Source organism: Mycolicibacterium pallens (genome assembly GCF_019456675.1).
Classification (GTDB): Bacteria; Actinomycetota; Actinomycetes; order Mycobacteriales; family Mycobacteriaceae; genus Mycobacterium; species Mycobacterium crocinum.
This window is the reverse complement of the sequence record NZ_CP080333.1, coordinates 5,203,707-5,224,744: the sequence shown is the minus strand read 5'-3', so window position 1 is coordinate 5,224,744 and position 21,038 is coordinate 5,203,707. Positions and strand designations below refer to the sequence as shown.

22 protein-coding genes and 1 pseudogene are annotated in these 21,038 nt (G+C 65.8%); 10 read left to right on the top strand and 13 right to left on the bottom strand.

All coding sequences use genetic code 11. The features are described 5' to 3' along the window. The 10 genes from K0O64_RS25470 to K0O64_RS25425 form a co-directional block, all read right to left on the bottom strand. Complete coding sequence (locus tag K0O64_RS25470; RefSeq protein WP_096312341.1) at positions 1-870, bottom strand: SDR family NAD(P)-dependent oxidoreductase; 870 nt, start codon at positions 868-870, stop codon at positions 1-3. Further along, the gene (locus tag K0O64_RS25465; RefSeq protein ID WP_071949059.1) at positions 863-1,297 is read right to left on the bottom strand and encodes a nuclear transport factor 2 family protein; all 435 of its coding nucleotides are present in this window, start codon (positions 1,295-1,297) and stop codon (positions 863-865) included. The genes K0O64_RS25470 and K0O64_RS25465 overlap by 8 nt, the downstream gene beginning before the upstream one ends. 17 nt (positions 1,298-1,314) lie before the next feature. Then, positions 1,315-3,228, bottom strand: a complete 1,914-nt coding sequence (locus K0O64_RS25460) for an oxidoreductase (RefSeq protein WP_071949060.1) — start codon at positions 3,226-3,228, stop codon at positions 1,315-1,317. Between the two features lie 87 nt (positions 3,229-3,315). Beyond that, positions 3,316-4,449, bottom strand: a complete 1,134-nt coding sequence (locus K0O64_RS25455; protein ID WP_071949061.1) for an NDMA-dependent alcohol dehydrogenase — start codon at positions 4,447-4,449, stop codon at positions 3,316-3,318. A gap of 171 nt (positions 4,450-4,620) precedes the next feature. Then, positions 4,621-5,160: a nuclear transport factor 2 family protein gene (locus K0O64_RS25450; RefSeq protein WP_071949062.1), complete on the bottom strand. Its 540-nt coding sequence runs from the start codon at positions 5,158-5,160 to the stop codon at positions 4,621-4,623. Between the two features lie 2 nt (positions 5,161-5,162). After that, positions 5,163-5,372 (bottom strand): ferredoxin, encoded by a 210-nt coding sequence (locus tag K0O64_RS25445; protein WP_071949063.1) that lies wholly within the window; start codon positions 5,370-5,372, stop codon positions 5,163-5,165. 1 nt (position 5,373) lies between these two features. Continuing rightward, the gene (locus tag K0O64_RS25440; protein WP_071949064.1) at positions 5,374-6,732 is read right to left on the bottom strand and encodes a lanosterol 14-alpha demethylase; all 1,359 of its coding nucleotides are present in this window, start codon (positions 6,730-6,732) and stop codon (positions 5,374-5,376) included. Further along, positions 6,729-7,553, bottom strand: a complete 825-nt coding sequence (locus tag K0O64_RS25435; RefSeq protein WP_071949065.1) for an SDR family oxidoreductase — start codon at positions 7,551-7,553, stop codon at positions 6,729-6,731. Before K0O64_RS25435 ends, K0O64_RS25440 begins: the two co-directional genes overlap by 4 nt. Positions 7,554-7,567: 14 nt before the next feature. After that, complete coding sequence (locus K0O64_RS25430) at positions 7,568-8,782, bottom strand: cytochrome P450 (protein WP_071949066.1); 1,215 nt, start codon at positions 8,780-8,782, stop codon at positions 7,568-7,570. Continuing rightward, complete coding sequence (locus K0O64_RS25425; protein ID WP_071949067.1) at positions 8,779-9,372, bottom strand: TetR family transcriptional regulator; 594 nt, start codon at positions 9,370-9,372, stop codon at positions 8,779-8,781. The genes K0O64_RS25430 and K0O64_RS25425 overlap by 4 nt, the downstream gene beginning before the upstream one ends. A gap of 174 nt (positions 9,373-9,546) precedes the next feature. On the opposite strand from K0O64_RS25425, the gene K0O64_RS25420 reads away from it, so the two are divergent. The 4 genes from K0O64_RS25420 to K0O64_RS25405 are packed head-to-tail and all read left to right on the top strand — an operon-like array spanning position 9,547 to position 13,077. Next, on the top strand, positions 9,547-11,013 hold the full coding sequence (locus tag K0O64_RS25420) for an aldehyde dehydrogenase (RefSeq protein ID WP_096313023.1): 1,467 nt from the start codon (positions 9,547-9,549) through the stop codon (positions 11,011-11,013). A gap of 26 nt (positions 11,014-11,039) precedes the next feature. Then, positions 11,040-11,792 carry an SDR family oxidoreductase gene (locus K0O64_RS25415; RefSeq protein ID WP_096312340.1) on the top strand — a complete coding sequence of 251 codons (753 nt, stop codon included), beginning with the start codon at positions 11,040-11,042 and terminating at the stop codon, positions 11,790-11,792. Then, positions 11,789-12,637 (top strand): NAD(P)-dependent oxidoreductase, encoded by an 849-nt coding sequence (locus K0O64_RS25410; protein WP_096312339.1) that lies wholly within the window; start codon positions 11,789-11,791, stop codon positions 12,635-12,637. The genes K0O64_RS25415 and K0O64_RS25410 overlap by 4 nt, the downstream gene beginning before the upstream one ends. Before the next feature lie 2 nt (positions 12,638-12,639). After that, positions 12,640-13,077, top strand: a complete 438-nt coding sequence (locus tag K0O64_RS25405; protein WP_071949070.1) for a carboxymuconolactone decarboxylase family protein — start codon at positions 12,640-12,642, stop codon at positions 13,075-13,077. Positions 13,078-13,183: 106 nt separating this feature from the next. Here K0O64_RS25405 and K0O64_RS25400 read toward each other — a convergent pair whose 3' ends face one another. Next, positions 13,184-13,753, bottom strand: coding sequence for a TIGR03086 family metal-binding protein (locus tag K0O64_RS25400; RefSeq protein WP_096312338.1), 570 nt, complete (start codon positions 13,751-13,753; stop codon positions 13,184-13,186). A gap of 99 nt (positions 13,754-13,852) precedes the next feature. Between K0O64_RS25400 and K0O64_RS25395 the strand changes: the two genes are divergently transcribed. From K0O64_RS25395 to K0O64_RS25380, 4 genes and pseudogenes are all read left to right on the top strand, one after another. After that, the gene (locus K0O64_RS25395; RefSeq protein WP_096312337.1) at positions 13,853-14,446 is read left to right on the top strand and encodes a CGNR zinc finger domain-containing protein; all 594 of its coding nucleotides are present in this window, start codon (positions 13,853-13,855) and stop codon (positions 14,444-14,446) included. A 44-nt stretch (positions 14,447-14,490) separates the two neighbouring features. After that, on the top strand, positions 14,491-15,594 hold the full coding sequence (locus tag K0O64_RS25390) for a 13E12 repeat family protein (RefSeq protein ID WP_096312336.1): 1,104 nt from the start codon (positions 14,491-14,493) through the stop codon (positions 15,592-15,594). A 100-nt stretch (positions 15,595-15,694) separates the two neighbouring features. After that, complete coding sequence (locus tag K0O64_RS25385) at positions 15,695-16,765, top strand: IS110 family RNA-guided transposase (protein ID WP_225933545.1); 1,071 nt, start codon at positions 15,695-15,697, stop codon at positions 16,763-16,765. An 86-nt stretch (positions 16,766-16,851) separates the two neighbouring features. Continuing rightward, positions 16,852-17,262 (top strand): annotated as a pseudogene (locus K0O64_RS25380) (HNH endonuclease signature motif containing protein); the annotation flags it as partial. Here K0O64_RS25380 and K0O64_RS25375 read toward each other — a convergent pair. Next, positions 17,259-18,080, bottom strand: a complete 822-nt coding sequence (locus K0O64_RS25375) for an SAM-dependent methyltransferase (RefSeq protein ID WP_096312334.1) — start codon at positions 18,078-18,080, stop codon at positions 17,259-17,261. The pseudogene K0O64_RS25380 and the gene K0O64_RS25375 sit on opposite strands and share 4 nt — an antisense overlap. 49 nt (positions 18,081-18,129) lie before the next feature. Further along, positions 18,130-18,942 carry a helix-turn-helix domain-containing protein gene (locus tag K0O64_RS25370; RefSeq protein ID WP_225933544.1) on the bottom strand — a complete coding sequence of 271 codons (813 nt, stop codon included), beginning with the start codon at positions 18,940-18,942 and terminating at the stop codon, positions 18,130-18,132. 110 nt (positions 18,943-19,052) lie between these two features. On the opposite strand from K0O64_RS25370, the gene K0O64_RS25365 reads away from it, so the two are divergent. Beyond that, on the top strand, positions 19,053-19,751 hold the full coding sequence (locus K0O64_RS25365) for a YciI family protein (protein ID WP_096312333.1): 699 nt from the start codon (positions 19,053-19,055) through the stop codon (positions 19,749-19,751). Then, positions 19,752-20,963 (top strand): RNA polymerase sigma factor, encoded by a 1,212-nt coding sequence (locus tag K0O64_RS25360; RefSeq protein WP_096312332.1) that lies wholly within the window; start codon positions 19,752-19,754, stop codon positions 20,961-20,963. Positions 20,964-21,038: the final 75 nt, after the last annotated feature.

Here is a 21,038-nt window from a genome sequence, read left to right as displayed (position 1 = left end):
TCAGCTCAGCATCGCCCCGATCTCACTCACGGTCCACGGCGGCGAGTCGTGGTGATCCCGGTAGTTGATGAACGCGGGGGAGGGCTTGTCGAAGCGGCCGACGAAACCTCCGGCGGCGATGAAGATCTGGCCGGTGATCGTGCGGGCGAGGTCGCTGACCAGGTAGGCGTAGAGTGGGGCCACGTATTCCGGTGGTGCGACGTCCAGGGCGCCCTGTGCGCTGACGTCGTCGAGGATGCCCCGCCGCCGCAGCGATTCGATCTGCTCCTCGAAATCGGTTCCGGTGGACAACCGGGTCTTGGCGCCCGGGCACACCACATTGGCGCGCACGCCGTGCTCCGCGAGCTCCGCCGCAATGGCCATCGTCAGTCCGTTCACCGCACCCTTGCCGGCCGGATAGCCGGTGCCGCCGTAATCACCAAGGAAGGCAAAGGAACTGGTGTTGACGATCGCTCCACGGCCCCGGGCGACCATTCGGGGCGCAGCAGCCCGGCAGGTCGCGAACGTGGTGCCGAGGTGGATGTCGAGCAGATCGCGAAACTCGGCGGCTGTGACGGTGAGGATCGACGAGCCCGGCGGCTCGGGTGCACCCGCGCAGTTGACCAACGCGTCCACCGCGCCGAACTCGTTCTCGCACAGAGCGATCAGCTCTTCGGCGACCGATTCGTCTGCGGCCGAACCGGCGTGCGCGATAGCGCGCCCACCGGCCTGCGTGATCGCGGCCGCGGTGGCGTCGGCGGCCGCCTCGTCGCGACCGTTGACCACCACGCTCGCGCCGCATCGGGCCAGCAATGCCGAGACGGCGGCACCAATACCCCGCGAGCCGCCGACGACGACGGCGCCGAACCCGTCCAGCGGCCGGTCACTCACCGTCGGCGGCAGTTTGGGCAAACTGCATACCGTCCATGTTCCAGTAGCCGCGCATGTTGGCGATCAGGCCGGCGTCGTTGACGTGGTAGGTGAACACGCCGCGCACGGTGCTGGTGATGCCACCTTCGAACTGGCTGCGCAGCACCAGGATGTGTGCGACTTCGTTGGGAGAACTCGACGGGAAGGTCTCTTCGCAGGTGACGCGGAGGTTGTTGATCGCGATGTTGGCGTCGTAGAAGTCTGCGACAGCGGCCTTGCCCCGCACGCCGTTGCCGTCGGGGTTGGTGATGGCCGGCCCGATCGGGTCCTCGATCACCACGTCGTCGGCCATCAGGGCAAGCCAGCCCTCGCGGTCGTGCGACATCACGCAGCGCCATGATGCCTGCGATGCGGCCAGTGCCGGGGTCTGCTCGGTGGTCGTGGACATCGTTATCTCCTTTGTTGTCAGATACTGCAGGCGGCGCGAGCGCCATCGTCGGTGGCTTTGCGGATGAGCCCGGAGCCAGTGCAGTCGCCCACCGCGTGCACCTTGGCGCCGGGCAGCCGGTCCGTCAGGTCGTCGAACAGCGCGGTGTCCGCCTCCGGGCGTCCTGCGACGATCACACTGTCGGCGGCGAGTTCGCGGCTGGTGCCGCCGTGCGGGGTGAACACCACCCCGGTGTCGGTGATCCGGTGCACCTCAGTGCGCACGTGCAGGGGAACGCCCAACCGGTCGAGCCGGTCCATGTGCTCGGTCCGGCGTTTGAGCCCGACCTCCGGTGCGATGGTGCGGCCCGATTCCAGCACGGTGACGAATCGACCTCGGGCACTGAGGTATTCGGCAAGCTGAATCGCGGCGAGGCCGCCACCGACGATGACGACGCGTCGGCCCACCGACGGGCCGTTCGGGTTGGCGAGTAACTCGGGCAGGGCAGGGCTGGTGTTCACGTTGGCGCCGGTGGCCACGATCACGGCTTCGGGTTCCAGTGCCGCGATCTCGTCGGCGCCGACCGGGTACGACATCTCGACGGAAACGGTGCTGGCGGCGATTTCATTGCGTAGGTAGTGCAGGAACGGTTCGTTCTCCGGGTGGACGATCGACGCCCACACCAGCGCGCCGCCGAGTTGGGCGGTGCGCTCGAACAGCGTGACGCGGTGGCCGCGTTCGGCAGCCACCCGGGCGGCCTCCAGGCCACCGGGTCCGCCACCGACGACCACCACGCGTTTGCCGTGGGTGACAGGGTGTACCGCAAGTTCGCGTTCCTTGCCGGTACGCGGGTTGACCGCACAGTCGACCGAGAAACGCTGCTCCATCGCGTCGATGCAGTTCTCGCATGAGATGCAACGACGGATCCGATCGGCCTGGCCAGCTTGGACTTTCGCGACGAGGTCGGGATCGGCCAACATCGGGCGGCCCATCGCGATGAAGTCGGCCTGACCGTCGGCGAGGATCTGTTCGGCGCGCACCGGATCGTGAATGCGGCCCACCGCGATCACCGGAACGTCGACCACCTGCTTGACCGCGGCGGCAGCACCGACGTTGAGCGCATCACCGTCGTCGGCGGCGTTGACCATTCCGGTGACGAGGCGGTCGATCACCCCGCCGCTGACGTGGAACGCGTCCACGCCCGCCGCCACCAGTTGCGGTGCCATCTGCGCTGTTTCGTAGCTCGGGCGACCACCTGCCACGCGTTCGTAGCCCGAGATCCGCAGCGTGATCGGAAGGGCATCACCGATTTCGGAGCGAATCGCCTCGAGCGTCCGCAGTACCACCTGGATCCGGCCTTCCGCGGTGTCGCCGCGGTAGTCGTCGGTGCGCCGGTTGCGCTGTGGGGCAAGGAAAGACCCGAGGAACATGTAGCCGTGGGCGGCGTGCAGTTCGATACCGTCGTAACCCGCTTCGGCGGCGCGCCGCACCGCGGCCTTGAACAGGTCGATGATCTGCGTCAGCTGGGCCTCGGTGACCTCGGCCGACGGTCGTCCGGTGAGATAGGACGGAATCACCGACGGGCCGAGCGAGGTGACGCCGAACATCTCGGGTCCGAGCCCATCGGGACCCGCGTGGACGATCTGCGGCTGAATCTTCGCGCCGTGCTCGTGCACCGCCTCGACCAGCGCCCGGTGCGCGTTCACTCCCTCGTCGGTGCCGAGGTGAAGCCCACCCGGGGTTTCCGGATGGTGGTGGTCAATCCCGGTGGCGCCCACCGTGATCAGCCCGACGCCGCCCTTCGCGCGGGCGGCGAAATAGTCCCGGGTGCGTTCGGACGGGAGGCCGTCGGAGGTGCCGTACATGGTCTCCATCGGAGACATCACGAACCTGTTGCGTAGTTCCATCCGGCCGATTTGGCCGGGGCGCAACAGGTTCGGGAAGCTGCTCATGCTCGCAGCTCAATGAATTCCGGGCCGTGCCCGCGCCATAGGGCAAGGCGGGCACGGCCCGGAAGGTCCGCACATGACACGTGCAGGTCAGCGGTCCTCGTCGGTGTAGCGGATCACGCCACGGATGTTGCGGCCTTCGAGCATGTCCGCGTAGCCCTCGTTGACCTGCTCGAGGCGGTACTGGCGCGTCACCATGTCATCGAGGTTCAGCTTGCCCGCCTTGTACATCGACAGCAGCTGAGGGATGTCGTAGTGCGGGTTGCCGCCGCCGAAGATGGTGCCCTGCAGGCGCTTCTGCATCAGCGTGAGCATCGCCAGGTTCAGCGTGACGTTGGTGTCGGCCATGTTCGCCACGGCGGTAGCCACCACGGTGCCGCCCTTGGCGGTGATGTTCATGTAGTGGTCGATGTCCTCGCCCTTGAGTTCGCCCACGGTCACGATGGTCTTGTGCGCCATGCGGCCCTGGGTGACCTCGGCGACGCCCGCCATCGCGCTGAAGATGTCGGGGTAGGCGTGGGTGGCACCGAACTTCAGTGCATTGTCGCGCTTGAACTCGACCGGGTCGACGGCGAAGATGTTCCGCGCGCCGGCGTTGAGCGCACCCTGCAGGGCGCCGGTGCCCACACCGCCGACGCCGACGATCACGACGTCGTCACCGGGACGGATGTCGCCGCTGCGGACGGCCGAGCCGTATCCGGTCGTGACGCCGCAGCCCACCAGGCAGGCGACCTCGAACGGGATGGACGGATCGATCTTCACCACCGAGCTCTTGTGCACGACCATGTACGGGCTGAAGGTGCCCAGCAGCGTCATCGGGATGACCGGCTGACCGTTCTTGACGGCGTGGATGCGATGCGTGCCGTCGGAGACCGCGGTGCCAGCGAGCAGGCCCGCGCCCAGGTCGCACAGGTTGCGCAGACCCTCCTGGCAGGCGGGACACTCGCCACACGACGGGATGAACGAGAGCACCACGTGATCGCCGGGCGCCAGGTGTTCGACGCCGGGGCCGACCTCGGTCACGATGCCGGCGCCCTCATGGCCGCCGAGCACCGGGAAGCCGGCCATCGGGATGTCGCCGGTGACCAGGTGATGGTCGCTGTGGCACATGCCCGAAGCTTCCATCTGGATCTTGACTTCGTCTTTGACCGGATCGCCGATCTCGATTTCCTCGATCGACCACGGTTGGTTGAACTCCCAGATGAGAGCACCTTTTGTCTTCACAGCGAACCTCCACTCGCAAAACCCGACCCCGGGGTTCTCCAGGGCGGCCGGCCACGCCGGATGGTCAATCTAGGCAAGAATTAGAACGTGTTCCTGTCCTACTGACCATTATGACCTCCGTCACTTCCTAAGTCACTGCCGGGGGCCGGTTACTTGACGCCTGTCGAGTATTCACCAGATCGGAACTGGAGCCTCACCGAGGGGGTAGTAACCGGGGAGCTTCTCGCCGGCGACGCTGCGCTCGATGCGCTTCTGCATCGTCGGGGTCAGATCACCCGAGGAGATGAGCTTGACGAACGCCTTCTGCACATGGCCGAAATCGAAGAAGTCCCGCTGCCACTCGATCAGCAGATCGTCGTTCAGGCGGAACCAGCTGCCGCCGATACCGTAGATCTCGTCGCGTGTGCCGTCGGACTTGTTCGCGATCTGCTTCCAGAAGCCAACGATCTCGTTCTGCTTCTCGTCGACGAGAACCTTCTGGTACTCGTAGACCCAGTTCTCCAGGCCTTCCATCTCCAGGCCGAGTGCGACCTCGCGGATCTGGTCCTTACCGACGCACATCACGTCTTCCTTGGGGCCGATGTTCCAGCCGTAGGTGGCGTCGTCGGTGTAGAACTCCGCCAGGTTCGTCCAGTCACCGGCCGCTTCGGAGTCCTTGTTGGCCTGAAGCCAGCGCTCGACCCAATCGTCCAGTTGCTCTCGTGACGCCATTGTCAGTCTTCCTTTTCTACGATGGATAGTGCTCGGGTAGGACACATTTCGACGGCACGCTCGACGTCGTCGCGCATCTCGTCGGGTGGTTCGGGGTCGACGATCTCGACGACGCCGCGCTTGGGCACCTTGAAGACGTCGGGTGCCTCCAGTTCGCACATGGCGTGCCCCTGGCAGAGGTCCTCGTCGAGTTCGATTCGGTAGCAACCCATGTCAGGCCTTGACACGCTTGCGGTAGCGGACCTTCGCCGGCCGGGCCAGCTGGACCACCATTTTCGAGTGGTCGTTCTGGTAGGACTCCGGCGGCTGTGCCATCTCGAACTCGTACTCGCGCAACAGCACCGAGAAGATCGCCTTGATCTGCATCTGTGCGAAAGCGGCTCCGACACAACGGTGCCGTCCGGCACCGAAGGGAATCCAGGTCCAGCGGTTGACGATGTCCTCTTGCCGGGGCTTCTCGTAGCGGTCCGGATCGAACGCGTCCGGATTGGGGAAGTCTTCAGGGATCCGGTTGGAGATCGCCGGTGAGGCGGCGACCATTTGACCCTTGTGGATCGGGTAACCCTCGACCTCGAACTCGTCCTGGGCGACCCGCATCAGGATGATCAGCGGCGGGTGCAGGCGCAGAGTCTCTTTGAGCGCATTGTCGAAGTTCGGGATCTGGCGCAGCGCATGGAAACTCACCTCCTGCCCGTCGGAGTAGAGATCGTCGAGCTCCTGCTGCACCTTGGCATAGAACTCGGGGTTGCGTAGCAGCTCGATGAGAGTCCACGACGAGGTGCCCGAACTCGTGTGGTGCCCGGCGAACATCAGCGAGATGAACATGCCGGTGACCTCGTTGGCCGAGAACCGTGGATTGCCGTCCTCGTCCTTGATCGACACCAGGACGTCGAGCAGGTCGCGATCGCTCTTGTCGGTGGGCGGGTTGGCGATTCGGCCGTTCATGACCTCTTGCACCAGCGCCACCAGGCTGGTCCTGGCCTCGTCGCGGATGCGGAAGCTCTCGATCGGCAGGTAGGGGTCGACGTAGCAGAGCGGATCGGTGCCGCGCTCGAGCAGGTGGTAGTAATTCGCGAACCGCGAGTCGAGCTGGTTGCGGAACTTCAGACCGATCAGGCAGGCCGTCGAGGTGTAGATGGTCAGCTCGGCGAAGAACTCCAGCAGGTCGATTTCGCCTTCGTCGCCCCAGTTTTCGATCATCCGGCGGACTTCGTTCTCGATGGTCGCCGCGTGACCCTTCATCTGCTCACCGCGAAGTGCGGTGTTGTGCAGCATCTCCGCGCGGCGCTCGGGGTCGGCGTCGAACACCACGCCCTCGCCGAAGATCGGCGTCATGAACGGGTAGGCCTCGGCCTGGTTCAGGTCGGCATCGGGGGAACGGAAGAAAAACTCGTTGGCCTCGGAACCCGTGAGCAGGATGACCTGCTTGTCGGCCAGTTGGAACCAGCCGAGGTCGCCGCATTCATCCCGGATGCGCTGCATCAACCCGATCGGGTCGGTGCGGAACTCCTCGAGATGGCCGTGCTCTTCTTCGCCACCGGAGACGCGCTGAACTTCTTTGGTGATCGTCATGACGGCATCCCTTCCTCACCCAGGGCAAGCTTCTGGCGTTCCTTGTTGTCGGCCAGCGGAGCTTCGGGTTGGAGCTCCATGTTGGCGATGAACCCGCCGCGGGGTGTCTCCGCGACGAACGTGATGGCCCGCGCCAGGTCGGCTGCGCGCAGGAAGTAGTCGTGTCGGGCCTGTCCCCACTTGGCCCAATCCTCAAGTGCAGGACCAATTTTCTCGGCAGGCAGGCTCCAGCCCATCGAGGTCTTGGTGGGGCCGGGATGCACGATCGAGGCGCGCACACCGGTGCCCTCGAGCTCCATCTGGAAGTTGGTCACCATCGCGACCAGCGCTGCCTTGGCGGCGCCGTAGGCGCCCATGTGCGGGCGCTGCCGCAGTGAGACGTCCGAGCCGACGAAGATCAGATCGCCGCGCTGGCGTTCCATCATGCCCGGCAGCACGGCGTTGGCCAGCCGGAAGGCGCCGACCAAGTGGATCTGCAGCTGTGAGTCGAATTCGTCGCTGGTGATCTCGTCGAGCTTGCCGAAGTAGGTGTCACCGGCACCGGCCACCAGCACTTCGATGTCGCCCAAGGCCTCGGTCGACTGGGCGACAAACGATTTCACTGAATTGGGGTCGGTCACATCCAGGTGAAAGCCGACCGCCTCACCGCCGTCGGCGTTGATCTTGCCGACGATGTCGGTGAGCTTCTCCACACGGCGTGCACCCAGCGCGACCGGGAACCCGCGTGCGGCGAGCTCGATGGCGGTGGCCTCACCGATACCGGACGAGGCGCCGGCGACAATGGCGGGCCTGCGGTCGGGAAGGGGAGCGAAACGGGGCAATTCAACAGCTCCTTCTAGCGAGACTGCACGGTGATGGGCAGATGGGCGAAACCGCGGACGTTGCTGGAGTGGACGCGCACCGAGTTGGCCTCGTCGACTTCATAGCCGCGAATACGTTTGAACAACTCTTCCAAGGCAACTCGTGCCTCCATGCGGGCCAGGTGGGCGCCGAGGCAGAAGTGCGCGCCGCTGCCGAAGCTCTGCAGCTTCGCGCCGATATCGCGGCCGATGAGGTAGTCGTCGGGGCGCTCGAACGCGCGCTCGTCGCGGTGCGCCGATCCCGGAAGCAGAAGAACCACGTCACCGTCGGGGATCACGGTGTCGTAGAGCGTCAGCTCACCGGCGACCGTGCGGGCCAGGATCTGGCTCGACGTGTCGTAGCGCAGCGTCTCCTCCACCCACAGCGGAACCCGGGACAGGTCGTCGTAGACCTCCGCCAGCTGATCGGGGTTCTTGTGACCCCAAAAGGCGGCGTTGGCAAGCAGTTTGGTGGTCGTCTCGTTGCCGGCAATGACCATCAGGAACATGAAGCCCAGCACCTCGTCGTCGGTGAGCCGGTCACCGTCGATCTCCGCGTCCAGCAGCGCCGAGGTCAGGTCATCGGTCGGGTCCTTGCGTCGCTCCTCGACCATCGCCTGGTAGTAGACGATCAGGTTCAGTGATGCCTCGACGGCTTCCGGCGGCACGTCGGTGACGCCTTCCTCGCGGTGCATCACGCCGTCGGCCCAGGCCCGGACCTGGACGCGGTCGGCCTCGGGCACCCCCATGAGTTCGGAGATCACGTCCATCGGCAGTTTGCCGGCGAACTCGTCGACGTAATCCACGGTCTCACCGGCGGCGGCCTTGTCCAGCATGGCATCGAGATGCTTGGTGGCGATCTCGGTGACGCGGGGTTCCAGTTCGCGAATTCGCCTGGGGGTGAAGCCCTTCGAGACCAAGGTCCGCAGGCGCAGATGTGCGGGGTCGTCCATCGCCAGGAACGACATGGTCTTCGAGGCGTGTGGTCCGCGCGATGCCGGGTCCAGCGAGACGCCGTACTTGTTCGACAGCGTCGTGCTGTTGCGGAAACCAGCCAGCACGTCCGCATGCCGCGACAACGCCCAGAACTTCAGTTCCTCGTTGTAATAGAGCGGGGCTTCGTCGCGCAACCGCTTGTAGTACGGGTAGGGATCCTCGTGAAAGTCATAGTTGTAGGGGTCCAGGACGATATCCGGACTCTGCACGTTCATCGATTCTCTCCCAAAATAAGGCTGACGACGTATTCCAGCCGGTCGGCGACCTCGCGGTAACTCAAGGTGCCGCTGCCGGCGTGTACGAGCGCGCCGAAGTACGTCATCTCCAGAGCGGACACGATTTTCGGGTCGGCGTCCGGCCCCAGCGCCGACTTGATCCGCTTGTGGATCTCGGCGCCGATGCGATCGCGAACCCGGACCACCCCGGCGTCGTTGCTCAGCACCGCGGTGGTGCAGGCCGCGGCGAACTCGGGCTCATCGGCGATCACCAGGGCGAGACTGCGCAATGACTGCTGGACCCGATGCAGCCGGGTGTCGTTGACGTCGGTGAAGTACGGCACCTGGCGCATCAGATCGAGGTACACCTCGGCGATCAGGTGGTTCTTCGACGAGAAGTAGGTGTACGCGGTCGCCGGTGCCACCTTGGCGCGGGCTGCGACGGCCCGGACGGTGAGATCGGCGTACGACGACTCCCGCATCATCTCCATACCCGCGCGCAGCACCTTGCGGAAGGTTTCTTCCTGGCGGCGATTGCGCGGCACGTCATCGCCCCCGGAAGTGACGGCTAACGCGGCATCGCTGGACACATGTCCAAGTTATCGGATCGATGGCGGGCTAGGCAAGAGAAGGTCCTGAATTAGCAGCTCATCGCGGTCTTTGTCCCGGCTGCCGGCAGATCCTTGCACCCTGCCCACATCTGCGGCTATGGTGCGAATGACGAAATCTCGGACACGTGTCCAATGAAGCAGACGGGAATCGGGATGGCGATTGCGGCCGATAAGAACAGCGATCTCTTCATCGACGGGAAGCTGGTGCCGGGCGGCAACGGCAGATACCCGACGATCAATCCGGCGACCGAAGAGGTGCTGGGCACGGCCGCCGACGGCGATGCCGAGGACATGAGCCGGGCGATCGACGCCGCGCGCCGCGCGTTCGACACCACCGACTGGTCCACCAACACCGAACTGCGGGTCCGCGGTATCCGCCAATTGCGCGACGCGATGAAAGAACACGTCGAGGAACTGCGCGAGATGACGATGGCGGAGGTGGGTGCCCCCCGCATGCTGACCTCGGCCGCGCAGTTGGAGGGCCCGGTTGAAGACCTGTCGTTCTGCGCCGACACCGCCGAGAACTATTCGTGGCGACAGGATCTCGGGGTCGCGGCTCCGATGGGCATCAAGACCCAGCGCACCATCGCCCGCGAGGCCGTCGGCGTCGTCGGCGCCATCACACCGTGGAACTTCCCGCACCAGATCAACCTGGCCAAGCTCGGCCCCGCGCTGGCGGCCGGCAACACCATCGTGCTGAAGCCCGCCCCCGATACGCCTTGGTGCGCAGCGGTTCTCGGTGAGCTGATCGCCGAGCACACCGACATCCCGCCGGGTGTGGTCAACATCGTGACGTCGAACGACCACGCGGTCGGTGCGCTGCTGTCCAGCGACCCGCGCGTCGACATGGTGTCGTTCACCGGCTCGACCAACACCGGCCGTGCGGTGATGGCGGCCGGTGCGGCCACCATCAAGAAGGTCTTCCTCGAGCTCGGCGGCAAGTCCGCGTTCCTGGTGCTCGACGACGCCGACCTCGCCGGTGCCTGCTCCATGGCGGCGTTCACCGCATCGATGCACGCCGGTCAGGGTTGCGCGATCACCACCCGCCTGGTGGTGCCGCGGGCCCGCTATGACGAAGCCGTCGAGGCGGCCGCGGCGACCATGGGTGGCATCAAGCCCGGTGACCCGACCAACCCCGGAACCATCTGCGGGCCGGTCATTTCCGAGCGTCAGCGCGACCGGGTGCAGTCCTACCTCGACCTGGCCATCACCGAAGGCGGTCGGTTCGCCTGCGGCGGTGGACGTCCGGCCGACCGCGACACCGGCTTCTTCATCGAGCCCACGGTGATCGCCGGCCTGGACAACTCCGCGCGGGTGGCACGTGAGGAGATCTTCGGCCCGGTGCTGACCGTGATCGCCCATGATGGTGACGAAGACGCGATCCGAATCGCCAACGATTCGCCGTATGGCTTGTCGGGCACCGTCTTCGGAGCGGATCCGGATCGTGCACAGTCCGTCGCCGATCGGCTGCGCGTCGGCACCGTCAACGTCAACGGCGGAGTGTGGTACTCCGCGGACGCGCCGTTCGGCGGCTACAAGCAATCCGGTGTCGGCCGCGAAATGGGTCTGGCCGGCTTCGAGGAATACCTCGAGCTCAAAGTCATTGCCACAGCGGTCTAATCGCGCCACAGACAGAGAGGAACACCATGGGACAGTTCGACGAGAAGGTGGCCATCGTCACCGGCGCGGGCGGCGGCATCGGCCAGGCCTACGCCGAGGCGCTCGCCCGCGAGGGTGCTGCCGTCGTGGTCGCCGACATCAACGTCGACGGCGCGCAGAAGGTCGCCGATGCCATCAAGGGTGAGGGCGGCACCGCGCTGGCACTGCCGGTGGACGTCAGCGACCCGACGTCGGCGAAGGCGATGGCCGATGCGACCCTGGCCGAGTTCGGTGGCATCGACTACCTGGTGAACAACGCCGCGATCTTCGGCGGGATGAAGCTGGACTTCCTGATCACCGTCGACTGGGACTACTACAAGAAGTTCATGAGCGTGAACCTCGACGGTGCGCTGGTGTGCACCCGGGCGGTGTACAAGAAGATGGCCAAGCGCGGCGGCGGGGCGATCATCAACCAGTCGTCGACCGCGGCGTGGCTGTACTCGAACTTCTACGGCCTCGCCAAGGCCGGGGTGAACAGCCTCACCCAGCAGCTGGCCACCGAGCTCGGCGGCCAGAACATCCGCATCAACGCGATCGCGCCGGGCCCGATCAACACCGAGGCCAACCGCACCACCACCCCGCAGGAGATGGTTGCCGACATCGTGAAGGGAATTCCGTTGTCGCGCATGGGTGAAGTCGACGATCTGGTCGGCATGTGCCTGTTCCTGCTCTCCGATCAGGCCAAGTGGATCACCGGCCAGATCTTCAATGTCGACGGTGGACAGATCTTCCGCTCATGAGTGACCTCAAGGTCGGCTACATCGGGCTGGGCAATCAAGGCTTGCCGATGGCCAAGCGCCTGGCCGAGTGGCCCGGCGGGCTGATCGTCTTCGACGTACGGACCGAGGCCATGACGCCGCTCGCCGAGCTGGGCGCCGAATTGGCGGATTCCGTCGCCGATGTCGCGAAAGCCGACGTCATCGAAGTGACCGTCCTCAACGACGAGCAGGTACGCGATGTGGTGAGCCAGCTTGCTGAGCATGCCAAGGCAGGCACGGTGATCGCGATCCACTCCACGATCGAGCCGGACACCGCCGCTGAGCTGGCCGATCAATTGCGCCCCAAGGGTATTCACGTCGTCGATGCCCCGGTCAGCGGCGGCGCCGGTGCCGCCGACAAGGGTGAGCTGGCCGTCATGGTCGGCGCCGACGACGAGGCATACGAGATCGTCAAGCCGGTGTTCAAGCAGTGGGCGTCGATGGTGGTTCGCGCCGGAGAGCCCGGCGCAGGGACCCGGATGAAGCTGGCCCGGAACATGTTGACCTTCATCGGTTTTGCCGCCGCGTGTGAGGCATCGAGGCTGGCTGAGGCCGCCGGGATCGACCTGCAGAAGCTGGGCCGCGTAGTCCGCCACAGCGACGCGCAGAGCGGTGGCCCCGGTGCGATCATGGTTCGCGACGACACCAAACCGCTTGAGCCCGACCACTTCGTCTACAACATGTTCATCCATACCCGTGGGTTGGCGGAGAAAGATCTGAAGCTGGCGCTCGGGATGGGCGAGGCCAACGGCGTCGAGTTGCCGTTGGCGGAGATCGCGCTGCGTGATCTGGCCGCCGGCCTCGGCGTGCCCTATACGAAGGAGTGACGATGGACGAATTGCGCCGCAAGGGCCTGGACAAGATGAACGAGGTCTACGGCTGGGAGATGCCGGACTCGCCCGGTGACTACTTCGCCCTGACCGCCGATCACCTGTTCGGCACCATCTGGACGCGTCCCGGATTATCCATGCGGGACAAGCGAATCATGACGCTGACCGTCGTCACCGCGCTCGGCATCTCCGACCTCGCCGAGATCCAGGCCAACGCCGCCCTGCACAACGAGGAACTCACGGCTGAGGAGCTCAAGGAGATGGCGATCTTCTTGACGCACTACCTCGGTTTCCCGTTGGGCTCGAAGCTGGACGGCGTCGTCACCAAGGTGGTGTCCAAGCGCAAGAAGGCCGCCGAGGCCGGCCAGGGCGAGGACAAGAAGGCCAATGTCAACGACGCCCTCAAGATGCACAGCGGTAAGACGCTCGACGACTGATATCCGCTCGAGTCAGAATCCGGAGCGACGAGGGCTGGTTCGCGACGACGAAGTGGCCGGACCGCCCTTCCTGCGTCACACGGGCTTTGTCTTCATGCCCACCTCATCAGAAGGGATGACGGCCGGCGAAGGCGACGACCCGCTGGGTCGGGGTGGCCCCGCCATCGGTGGGCACCGCTGGTCCGAATAGATCCTGCGGGCGCAGAGCCGGCACGAGTGCCGACCCCACCTGCTCGGCGAGTGTCGCTTCGGCTTCATCGAATTCGACCGCCCGGTTGATCGCTACCGCCAGGTCCCAGCCGTGGATCAGCGTCGAGTAGGTGACGATCCCGACGGCCTGGCCGGCCGGCATCTCGCCGAGCACGGATGTCACCGGACGCTCCCAGTCGGTGATCGTCGACCACGCCCGCTGTGAGCGCTCGATGGAACCCCGCACCACGGCCAGCGGGTCGGCGCCGAGAATGTCGGCGCCGCTGAACAACTCCTGCTCGGTGGGACCCTCACCGCCATCCACGGCGGCGGCGAAGGCATCGATCGAGGCCACGGTATGGCTCAGCAGTGATCGCACATCCCAGCCACTACAGGGGCTGGGCAGGTCCAGATCGGTGGTGTCGAGAGTGGTGACCAAATCCACCAGGCGGTGATCAGCCCGGCGCAACACGTCCAGCGGGTCCATCGACAGTTCCTCATCTCTAACGGTTATTTATTGAGTTTGACGTTAGTCTTCTTACTGCACTAGACCTAACGCTATCAACACGCTGCTAGCATTAGTCGGATGGAGGCAGGGGCTCTGCTGCACAAGGCGCAAGCGGCGGGCTTCGTCGTGGCCGGAGAACCGCTGGCCGTCGACCTGGCGGACACTCTCATCACCACTCGAGACCCGGCTGTCGACCTGCTCCCGGACGAGAAGACAAGCCGGCTGTGGTGGCGCCTGCAACAGGATCGGCTACCCGGCGGTCCACCCCCACCGCTCGAACCCACCGTCGAATTGCGTCGGGCGATCCGGCACATTCTGGACGCGCGACTGGCAGGGGTGATGCCCCACGAAGCTGCGATCGGCCATGTCAATGACGTCGCCGCCAGCGCGCCCTCGACCCGCTCGCTGGTGCAGACCCCGGCCGGGTGGGCTGCCATCAGCACGCGCCATGCGCCCACCGATCGCCCTTATCAACTCTCGCTCGCCGCAGCCGCCGAAAGCCTGATCGATGTGCTCACCGGGCCGGCCCAGGACCGTTTGCGCAGGTGCCAAAACCCCTCGTGCAGCATGCTTTTCGTCGCCTCCGACGCGCGGCGGAAGTTCTGCACCCAGAACATCTGTGCCAACAGGACGCGGGTGGCTCGCCACTATCAGCGTCATCGCCCGGACTGATCGCCGGCTGCTTCTTGTCGGAGGGGCGCGGTAGTCTGTCGAACATGCGTTCGATTGACTCGGTGTTGGAGGCGCTCGACGACGTCGTCGAGGCCTTGGCCGCGGTCGATCTCGATGTGCTGACGCCTCCCGATCGTCTTGTGGTCGTGGAGCGGCTGGAGAACGCCAGACGTCGCCAGGTGGCGGTATCGCACGCTGTGGTCGCGCGGTTGGAGCAGTTCGATGGTTGCCCACCAGTGCCGATCACGCTGGCCGATGTGTTGCGGGTCAGTCCGCGGGAAGCCAAGCGGCGGATCCGGGACGCCAAGCAGCTGGCGCCGCGACGGGCGTTGACGGGCGAGCCGCTGCCGCCGGTACTGCCCGAGACTTCCGTGGCGTGGGAGGCGGGCGAGTTGGATGGCGAACACCTGCGGGTGATTCAGAAGTTCTTTCGCGAGCTGCCCGACCATGTGCCAGCGGTGGAGGTGGAGAAAGCCGAACGCACCCTGGCGCATAAGGCGGCGGCGTTGCGGCCCGACCAGCTGGAGAGAGTTGCTGACCGGCTGGCTTTGCATCTGAACCCCGACGGGAGGTTCTCCGATGAGGACCGCGCCCGCAAGCGGGGATTCGTCTGGTGCGGCGGGCAGGGCGTCGACGGCATGAGTGTGGGCCGACTCGTCGCGGACCCGGAGTTGCGTGCGCACCTCGACGCGTGGATGGCGAAGTTCGCCGCTCCCGGGATGTGCAATCCGGCTGATGACATGCCGACGATGACTCCTGATGATGCAGCGGCTGAGCGGGATTCGCGTAGCTACGCCCAACGCCAACACGATGCAGTGAAGGCGTTGGTGCGCGGACAGCTTGGGGATCCGAAACTGGGCCGGCACAATGGTCTACCGGTCACGGTGATCGCCACCGCCACCGTGCAGGACCTCCAAGCCCGTGCTGGGCATGCGGTCACTGCGGGCGGCACCTTGATACCGATCCCGGACCTGATTCGGATGAGCGTGCACGCCAATCAACTTGTTGAATCAGGAGCAGAAGAGCTTGGCCAATGGTCATGCTTTTCGAGGCGGTGGCCGGTTGTGCTCGATGCTTACCTGTCGCCAGTCGAGGTTGACTCAGTAGTGACCTGCAACCGGTTACCGCCGCAACGGGGAGTGGCTTGAGAGAGGCGTGCCTAGCCGAAAGTTGATGTGCCCTCTTCGTTTTCACCGAATTCGAAGTGAGGAGTGAAACGTGGCAACAATCTCAAGTACTGATCGGCCGGTGGTGATCGCCATCGATCCCCATAAGGCGTCATGGACCGCTGTGGCAGTAGGTGACTCCCGGCAGCCTCTAGCGACCTTGCGAGTCTCAGTCAGCCGCGAGGGTTACCGGTCGCTGCGTCGATTCGCCCGCACCTGGCATGGCAATATCTGGGCCGTCGAGGGAGCCCACGGCGTGGGCGCCCCGCTGACCGCGCGGCTAGCCGATGACGGGATCCAGGTCGTCGATGTTCCCGCCAAACTCGCTGCGCGCGTGCGTCTCCTATCTGTCGGGCACGGACGCAAGAACGATGATGCTGATGCCCTGTCGGTCGGCATCGCTGCACTCAATGCGACCCACCTAAACACAGTCAGTGTCGACGCCGCCATCACGGCGCTGCGAGCGATCGTCGAGCATCGCGAAGACCTCATCACCACACGCACCCAGACCATCAACCGCCTACACGTACTGCTCACCAGGCTCACACCCGGTGGATTGGCCGGCACACTGACCGCCAACCGTGCCGCGCAGCTTCTACGCTCGATCCGGCCCCGCGACGCGGCCACCAAAGTTCTACGAGGGCTTGCCGTCGACATGGTCGTCGAATTACGCCACCTCGACCGCCGAATCTGTAAGACAGACAGCGATATCGAATCCGCAGTCAAAGACTCAGGCACCCAATTGACCACACTGCACGGTATCGGCATCACCTCAGCAGCCAAGATCCTCAGCCGCGTCGGGCCCATTCACCGGTTCCGCTCCGCAGCGGCATTTGCGACCTACACCGGCACCGCACCCATCGAAGTCTCCTCCGGCGAGGTCACCCGCCACCGGCTCTCCCGCGCGGGTGATCGCCAACTCAACGCCTGCCTCCACATTATGGCGCTGACCCAAATCCGATCCGACACTCCAGGCCGCGCCTACTACCAGCGCAAACGATCCGAAGGCAAAAGCAAGCGTGAAGCCATGCGCTGCCTAAAACGGCGTCTCTCCGATGTCATCTATCGCCAACTAGTCCGCGACGCACGCCTGCACGGGGCGGACCCGGGAGGACACTCGGGGGCGACTCTGTTGTCTCGCGCGGCCAGCTGAACCCCGTACACCGGCACTTCAGACAAGTCACTTCCCGGGCCCGCCCCCTCACGCTACAACCGCAGGGTCTTGACACAGAGAGGCGTCACTACCTTGCGCTGTTCGATGGGGTCGACGGGCGTGCGTTGTGGTTGGGTCGCACCAAGCGCATCGCCTCCGCAGACCAACGGATCATGCTGCACGCCAAGGACCGTGGCTGCACCCGACCCGGCTGCACCGCACCTGGCTACCACAGCGGCGTGCACCACGCCGTCAAAGATTGGGCCAAAGGCGGCAACACCGACATCGACGAACTCACCCTTGCCTGCCCGCCCGACAACCAACTCGTCGAAACCGGCGGCTGGACCACTCGGCGACGTCCGGATGGCAACACCGAATGGATCCCGCCACCGCAGCTGCCGATGCTGCGTGGCGGCATCAATGACTTCCACCACCCAGAGCGACTGCTGAGCGATACGGATCCACCGTCCGATGGCGCCGGAAACGACGCGGCCTAGCAGGGTTTCGCCGCGACGACGAAGTAGCCACGCGCAGCGTCGGGTACCTCCGCTGGCGTCACCGGGGCGTACCAGCGGCCCCAGCGGTTGCCGGGCTCGGCGATGTCGGTCACGGTCGCAGACCAGCCCGGGACCAGCTCCTCGGGGTGATCGGTGCCGAACAGCCACGGAGAACCGTTGTCCGCCATGGACTTCAGCAGTCCGGCCATGAACGGCGCCTCCAGCAGCGACTTGCCGACGACGTCGTAGCACAGCACCGAACCTGGAGCAGCCAATGCGTCGATGCGCTCGAAGAGCCGGTGCACGGCGGCCTCGTCGAGGTACTGCAACAGTCCTTCGATCAGCCATGCGGTCGGGGTCGCCGAGTCGAAGCCGGCGGCCGTCAGAGCAGCGGGCCAGTCGTCGGCGAGGTCCACCCCGATCGCTACCCGAGAGCAGGTCGGGCTGTCGTCGGCGAGTAGGGCGTTCTTCGCGGCGACGACCGACGGCTGATCCAGTTCGAAGACCGTGGTGCCCGCAGGCCAGGTGAGGCGGTACGCACGAGCGTCCATGCCTGCAGCCACCAGAACGATCTGCTGGCATGACGCGGCAGCACCGAGCAGGGCGTCGTCCCAGAACCGGGTGCGCACCACGATCTGCATGGTGGTGCGCTCACCCGAGGTGGCCAGTGCGGCGTCGAGGATGCGGTGGCCGGCCTCGCCGGCGAGCTTGTCGGCGAACGGGTCGGTGAAAAGCCGGTCGTCCCGGGCCGATTCGCGGGCCCGGATCGCCGCCACCAACAATCCGGTGCCGGCGACCGCATCAGGTCTGGTCTGCATCCCTCGATCGTCTCAGCCGCCGGGCGCCTCCGGCTTGTACATTTGCGCCCTAGGTGACGACCTCGAGGTGGCTGGGCAGACGCGAGCGCCGGCGCGGGTACTGGCTCGGCGTGATCGCGGCAAAGCTGCGGAAGTCGCGGACGAAGTGGGCCTGATCGAAGTAGCCGAGGTCGGCTGCGATCTCCGCACCGAGCTGCATGCCGTCGTCCAGGCGGCGCAGTGCGGCCTGCAGTCGTCGCAACCGAAGGTAGGTCTTCGGGCTCAGGCCCACCTCGGAGTTGAACATGGTGGTCAACCGCTTCGGTGAAACCCCCATCAGTGCAGCCGCTTCGGCCACGGTCATCGACGGTTTAGCCTCGAGATGGGGCAGGAGAGCACCTAGCGGGTGGTCGCGAAGCTGCATGCAGTCCAAGAGGAACCGCTCCAGCAGGCCCAATCGGGCTGCGGCTGAGGGTGTTTCGATGAGCCGCTCGCGCAAGATCCGCCCCTGCGTGCCCCACACGTCGTCGATGCCGATGCAACGGTCCTGCAGTTCGCCGAGCGGGAATCCGAGGAACGACCGCGCGCCGGCCGGTCGGAAGTGCACCGTCATCACCGTCTGTCCCGGGTCGACTCGCGTGACGTAGGAGGTGGTGCCCGCACCGGTGACGAAGGCCGACGGTGTCTGCACCGGCGCGGATCCGACCGGTGCGAACGGCACCTCGTCGCGCCCGCTGAGTTCGAGCACTACGGTCACCGCGCCGCGAGGCAGGGCGGTGCTGCGGTGCGGTACATCTCCGTCGTGACGCCAATAGCCGATGTAGTCGATGTGCGCGCACAGCGGAGCACCCGGACGGTGCAGGTAGGGACCCGCTGGTTCCACCTCGACCAGAGTAGTGCCGAGCCGATGTCGGATTCCCGGAGCGCCGTTCGTCGCAGCAGTAGAGAGTGAGACCAGCAGGGTTTCACGCCCTACCGTGAGAGGACGTCGCCATGTACTACTTCACACTGCTCCAAACCCCCGAACGTGACCTCACCGCTGCAGAAGCGAGCGAGGAAATGCAGGCCTATGCCGACTTTCATGCCCGCGAATCGGCGGCCATCCGTGAGGGCGATGCGCTGAGCTCGGCCGCGGAGGCGATCCGCATCACCGGCGGGCCGGACGCGCCGGTGATCACTGACGGTCCGTATGCCGAGGGCGCCGAGGTGGCCGGTGGCTACTACATGTTCGAGGCCGACAACCTCGACGAGGCTCTGCAGTTGGCTCGCCAGATTCCAGCAGCCAGATATGGGGCGATCGAGGTATGGCCGGCGGTCCACTGGACCGCCGTGGGGCGGCCGACGACAGATTCGGACTGGCTGGCGTTGCTGCTCGAGCCCGCCGACGCGGTGAACGTGCCCGGCAGTCCCGAGTGGGACCGCAGCCTGGCCGAGCACGCCGAGTTCGGCAAGGCGGCCGGATCCCACATTCTCGGCGGGGCACCGCTGCATCCGCCGGCGACGGCCACCACGGTGCGCGTCCGCGACGGCGAGATCGTGCTGACCGACGGCCCGTACGCGGAGGCCGCCGAGGTGGCCAACGGGTACTACGTCCTGTCGGCCGCCGACCGCGATGAGGCGACGAAGATCGCTTCGATGATCCCGGCCTCGGTGGTCGAGCTGCGCCGGATGGCGGGTGTGTCCGGGCTGTAGATGAGTTCCCTGGACGGCGTCTTCAGACGGGAGTGGGGCCCTGTGGTGGCCGCGCTCGCGCGGTGGTCGGGCGACCTCGGCGTGGCAGAGGACGCCGTCCAGGAGGCCTGCGCGGACGCGTTGCGAAGCTGGCCGCGCGACGGAATCCCCGATAATCCCGGCGCGTGGCTGATGACGGCGGCGCGAAATCGGGCGAGGGACCGCCTGCGCCGCGAATCAGCGCGCCCAGGAAAGGAATTGGCGGCAGTGCAGGACGACGGATGGACCGATGACCGCGAGGTGCATCGGGTCCGCGACGACGAGCTGCGGATGATGTTCACGTGTGCGCACCCGGCCCTCGAACGCACCTCGCAGCTGGCGTTGACGTTGCGGCTGGTGTCCGGCCTGACGGTCCCGGAGATAGCCCGCGCACTCCTGGTCACCGAAGCGGCTGTCGGACAACGCATCACCCGAGCCAAGACCAAGATCCGGCACGCCAACATCCCCCTTCGGGTGCCGCCCCCGGAGCTGCTGGACGAACGCACCCCGCACGTGCTGTCGTGCATCTACTCGGTGTTCACTGAGGGGTACTGGTCCACCGCCGGTCCGTCGGCAATTCGTGACGAGCTGTGCGACGAGGGGGTCCGCCTGGCTGGTGAACTGCGCTCGCTGATGCCTGCCGATCAGGATGCCGGTGCGTTGTATGCACTTGTGCTGCTGCATGATTCGCGGCGATCCACCCGTGTTGATGCCGACGGTGCCCTGGTGCCACTCGATGAGCAGGACCGGTCCCGATGGAACCGGGGCCGAATAGCGCGTGGGCTCGACGCGTTGCGACGGGCCGAGGGTGCGGGTGGGCCCTACCTGCCACAAGCGGTGATCGCCGCCGCCCACGCGACGGCCCCGAGCTGGGAGCAGACGAACTGGCGGACCATCTGCCGGGCCTACGACCAGCTGATGCGGCAAACGGACTCTCCAGTGGTGGGTGTGAACCGCGCATTGGCAATCGGCTTCCGGGACGGGCCACAGGTGGGCCTGGCTGCGCTCGAGAAGGTCGCGCACGATCCACGGCTGGGCCGGTCGGCCTTGGTGCCCACCGTGCGTGCCGACTTGTTGCGCCGGGCCGGCGAGCTCGACGAGGCGGTGCGGTACTACCGGGAAGCGCTGAGCCTCAACGGTTCGGAACCCGGCCGTGCCTTCCTGCGTCGGCGCATCGCGGAATGTGGTGGGTGACGAAGGGCGGCTCCATAACAAAGAGATCGGTAAGACAACGGTAAGGAAACGCGCAGATCGCAAACGGTTATCGCG

Coding starts and splice junctions, on each gene's coding strand:
- K0O64_RS25360 (WP_096312332.1), top strand. CDS start 19,752: ATGAGTTCCCTGGACGGCGTCTTCAGACGGGAGTGGGGCCCTGTGGTG.
- K0O64_RS25460 (WP_071949060.1), bottom strand. CDS start 3,228: ATGAGCAGCTTCCCGAACCTGTTGCGCCCCGGCCAAATCGGCCGGATG.
- K0O64_RS25440 (WP_071949064.1), bottom strand. CDS start 6,732: ATGACGATCACCAAAGAAGTTCAGCGCGTCTCCGGTGGCGAAGAAGAG.
- K0O64_RS25420 (WP_096313023.1), top strand. CDS start 9,547: ATGGCGATTGCGGCCGATAAGAACAGCGATCTCTTCATCGACGGGAAG.
- K0O64_RS25445 (WP_071949063.1), bottom strand. CDS start 5,372: ATGGGTTGCTACCGAATCGAACTCGACGAGGACCTCTGCCAGGGGCAC.
- K0O64_RS25450 (WP_071949062.1), bottom strand. CDS start 5,160: ATGGCGTCACGAGAGCAACTGGACGATTGGGTCGAGCGCTGGCTTCAG.
- K0O64_RS25410 (WP_096312339.1), top strand. CDS start 11,789: ATGAGTGACCTCAAGGTCGGCTACATCGGGCTGGGCAATCAAGGCTTG.
- K0O64_RS25395 (WP_096312337.1), top strand. CDS start 13,853: ATGGAGGCAGGGGCTCTGCTGCACAAGGCGCAAGCGGCGGGCTTCGTC.
- K0O64_RS25465 (WP_071949059.1), bottom strand. CDS start 1,297: ATGTCCACGACCACCGAGCAGACCCCGGCACTGGCCGCATCGCAGGCA.
- K0O64_RS25415 (WP_096312340.1), top strand. CDS start 11,040: ATGGGACAGTTCGACGAGAAGGTGGCCATCGTCACCGGCGCGGGCGGC.
- K0O64_RS25400 (WP_096312338.1), bottom strand. CDS start 13,753: ATGGACCCGCTGGACGTGTTGCGCCGGGCTGATCACCGCCTGGTGGAT.
- K0O64_RS25375 (WP_096312334.1), bottom strand. CDS start 18,080: ATGCAGACCAGACCTGATGCGGTCGCCGGCACCGGATTGTTGGTGGCG.
- K0O64_RS25405 (WP_071949070.1), top strand. CDS start 12,640: ATGGACGAATTGCGCCGCAAGGGCCTGGACAAGATGAACGAGGTCTAC.
- K0O64_RS25390 (WP_096312336.1), top strand. CDS start 14,491: ATGCGTTCGATTGACTCGGTGTTGGAGGCGCTCGACGACGTCGTCGAG.
- K0O64_RS25430 (WP_071949066.1), bottom strand. CDS start 8,782: ATGAACGTGCAGAGTCCGGATATCGTCCTGGACCCCTACAACTATGAC.
- K0O64_RS25365 (WP_096312333.1), top strand. CDS start 19,053: ATGTACTACTTCACACTGCTCCAAACCCCCGAACGTGACCTCACCGCT.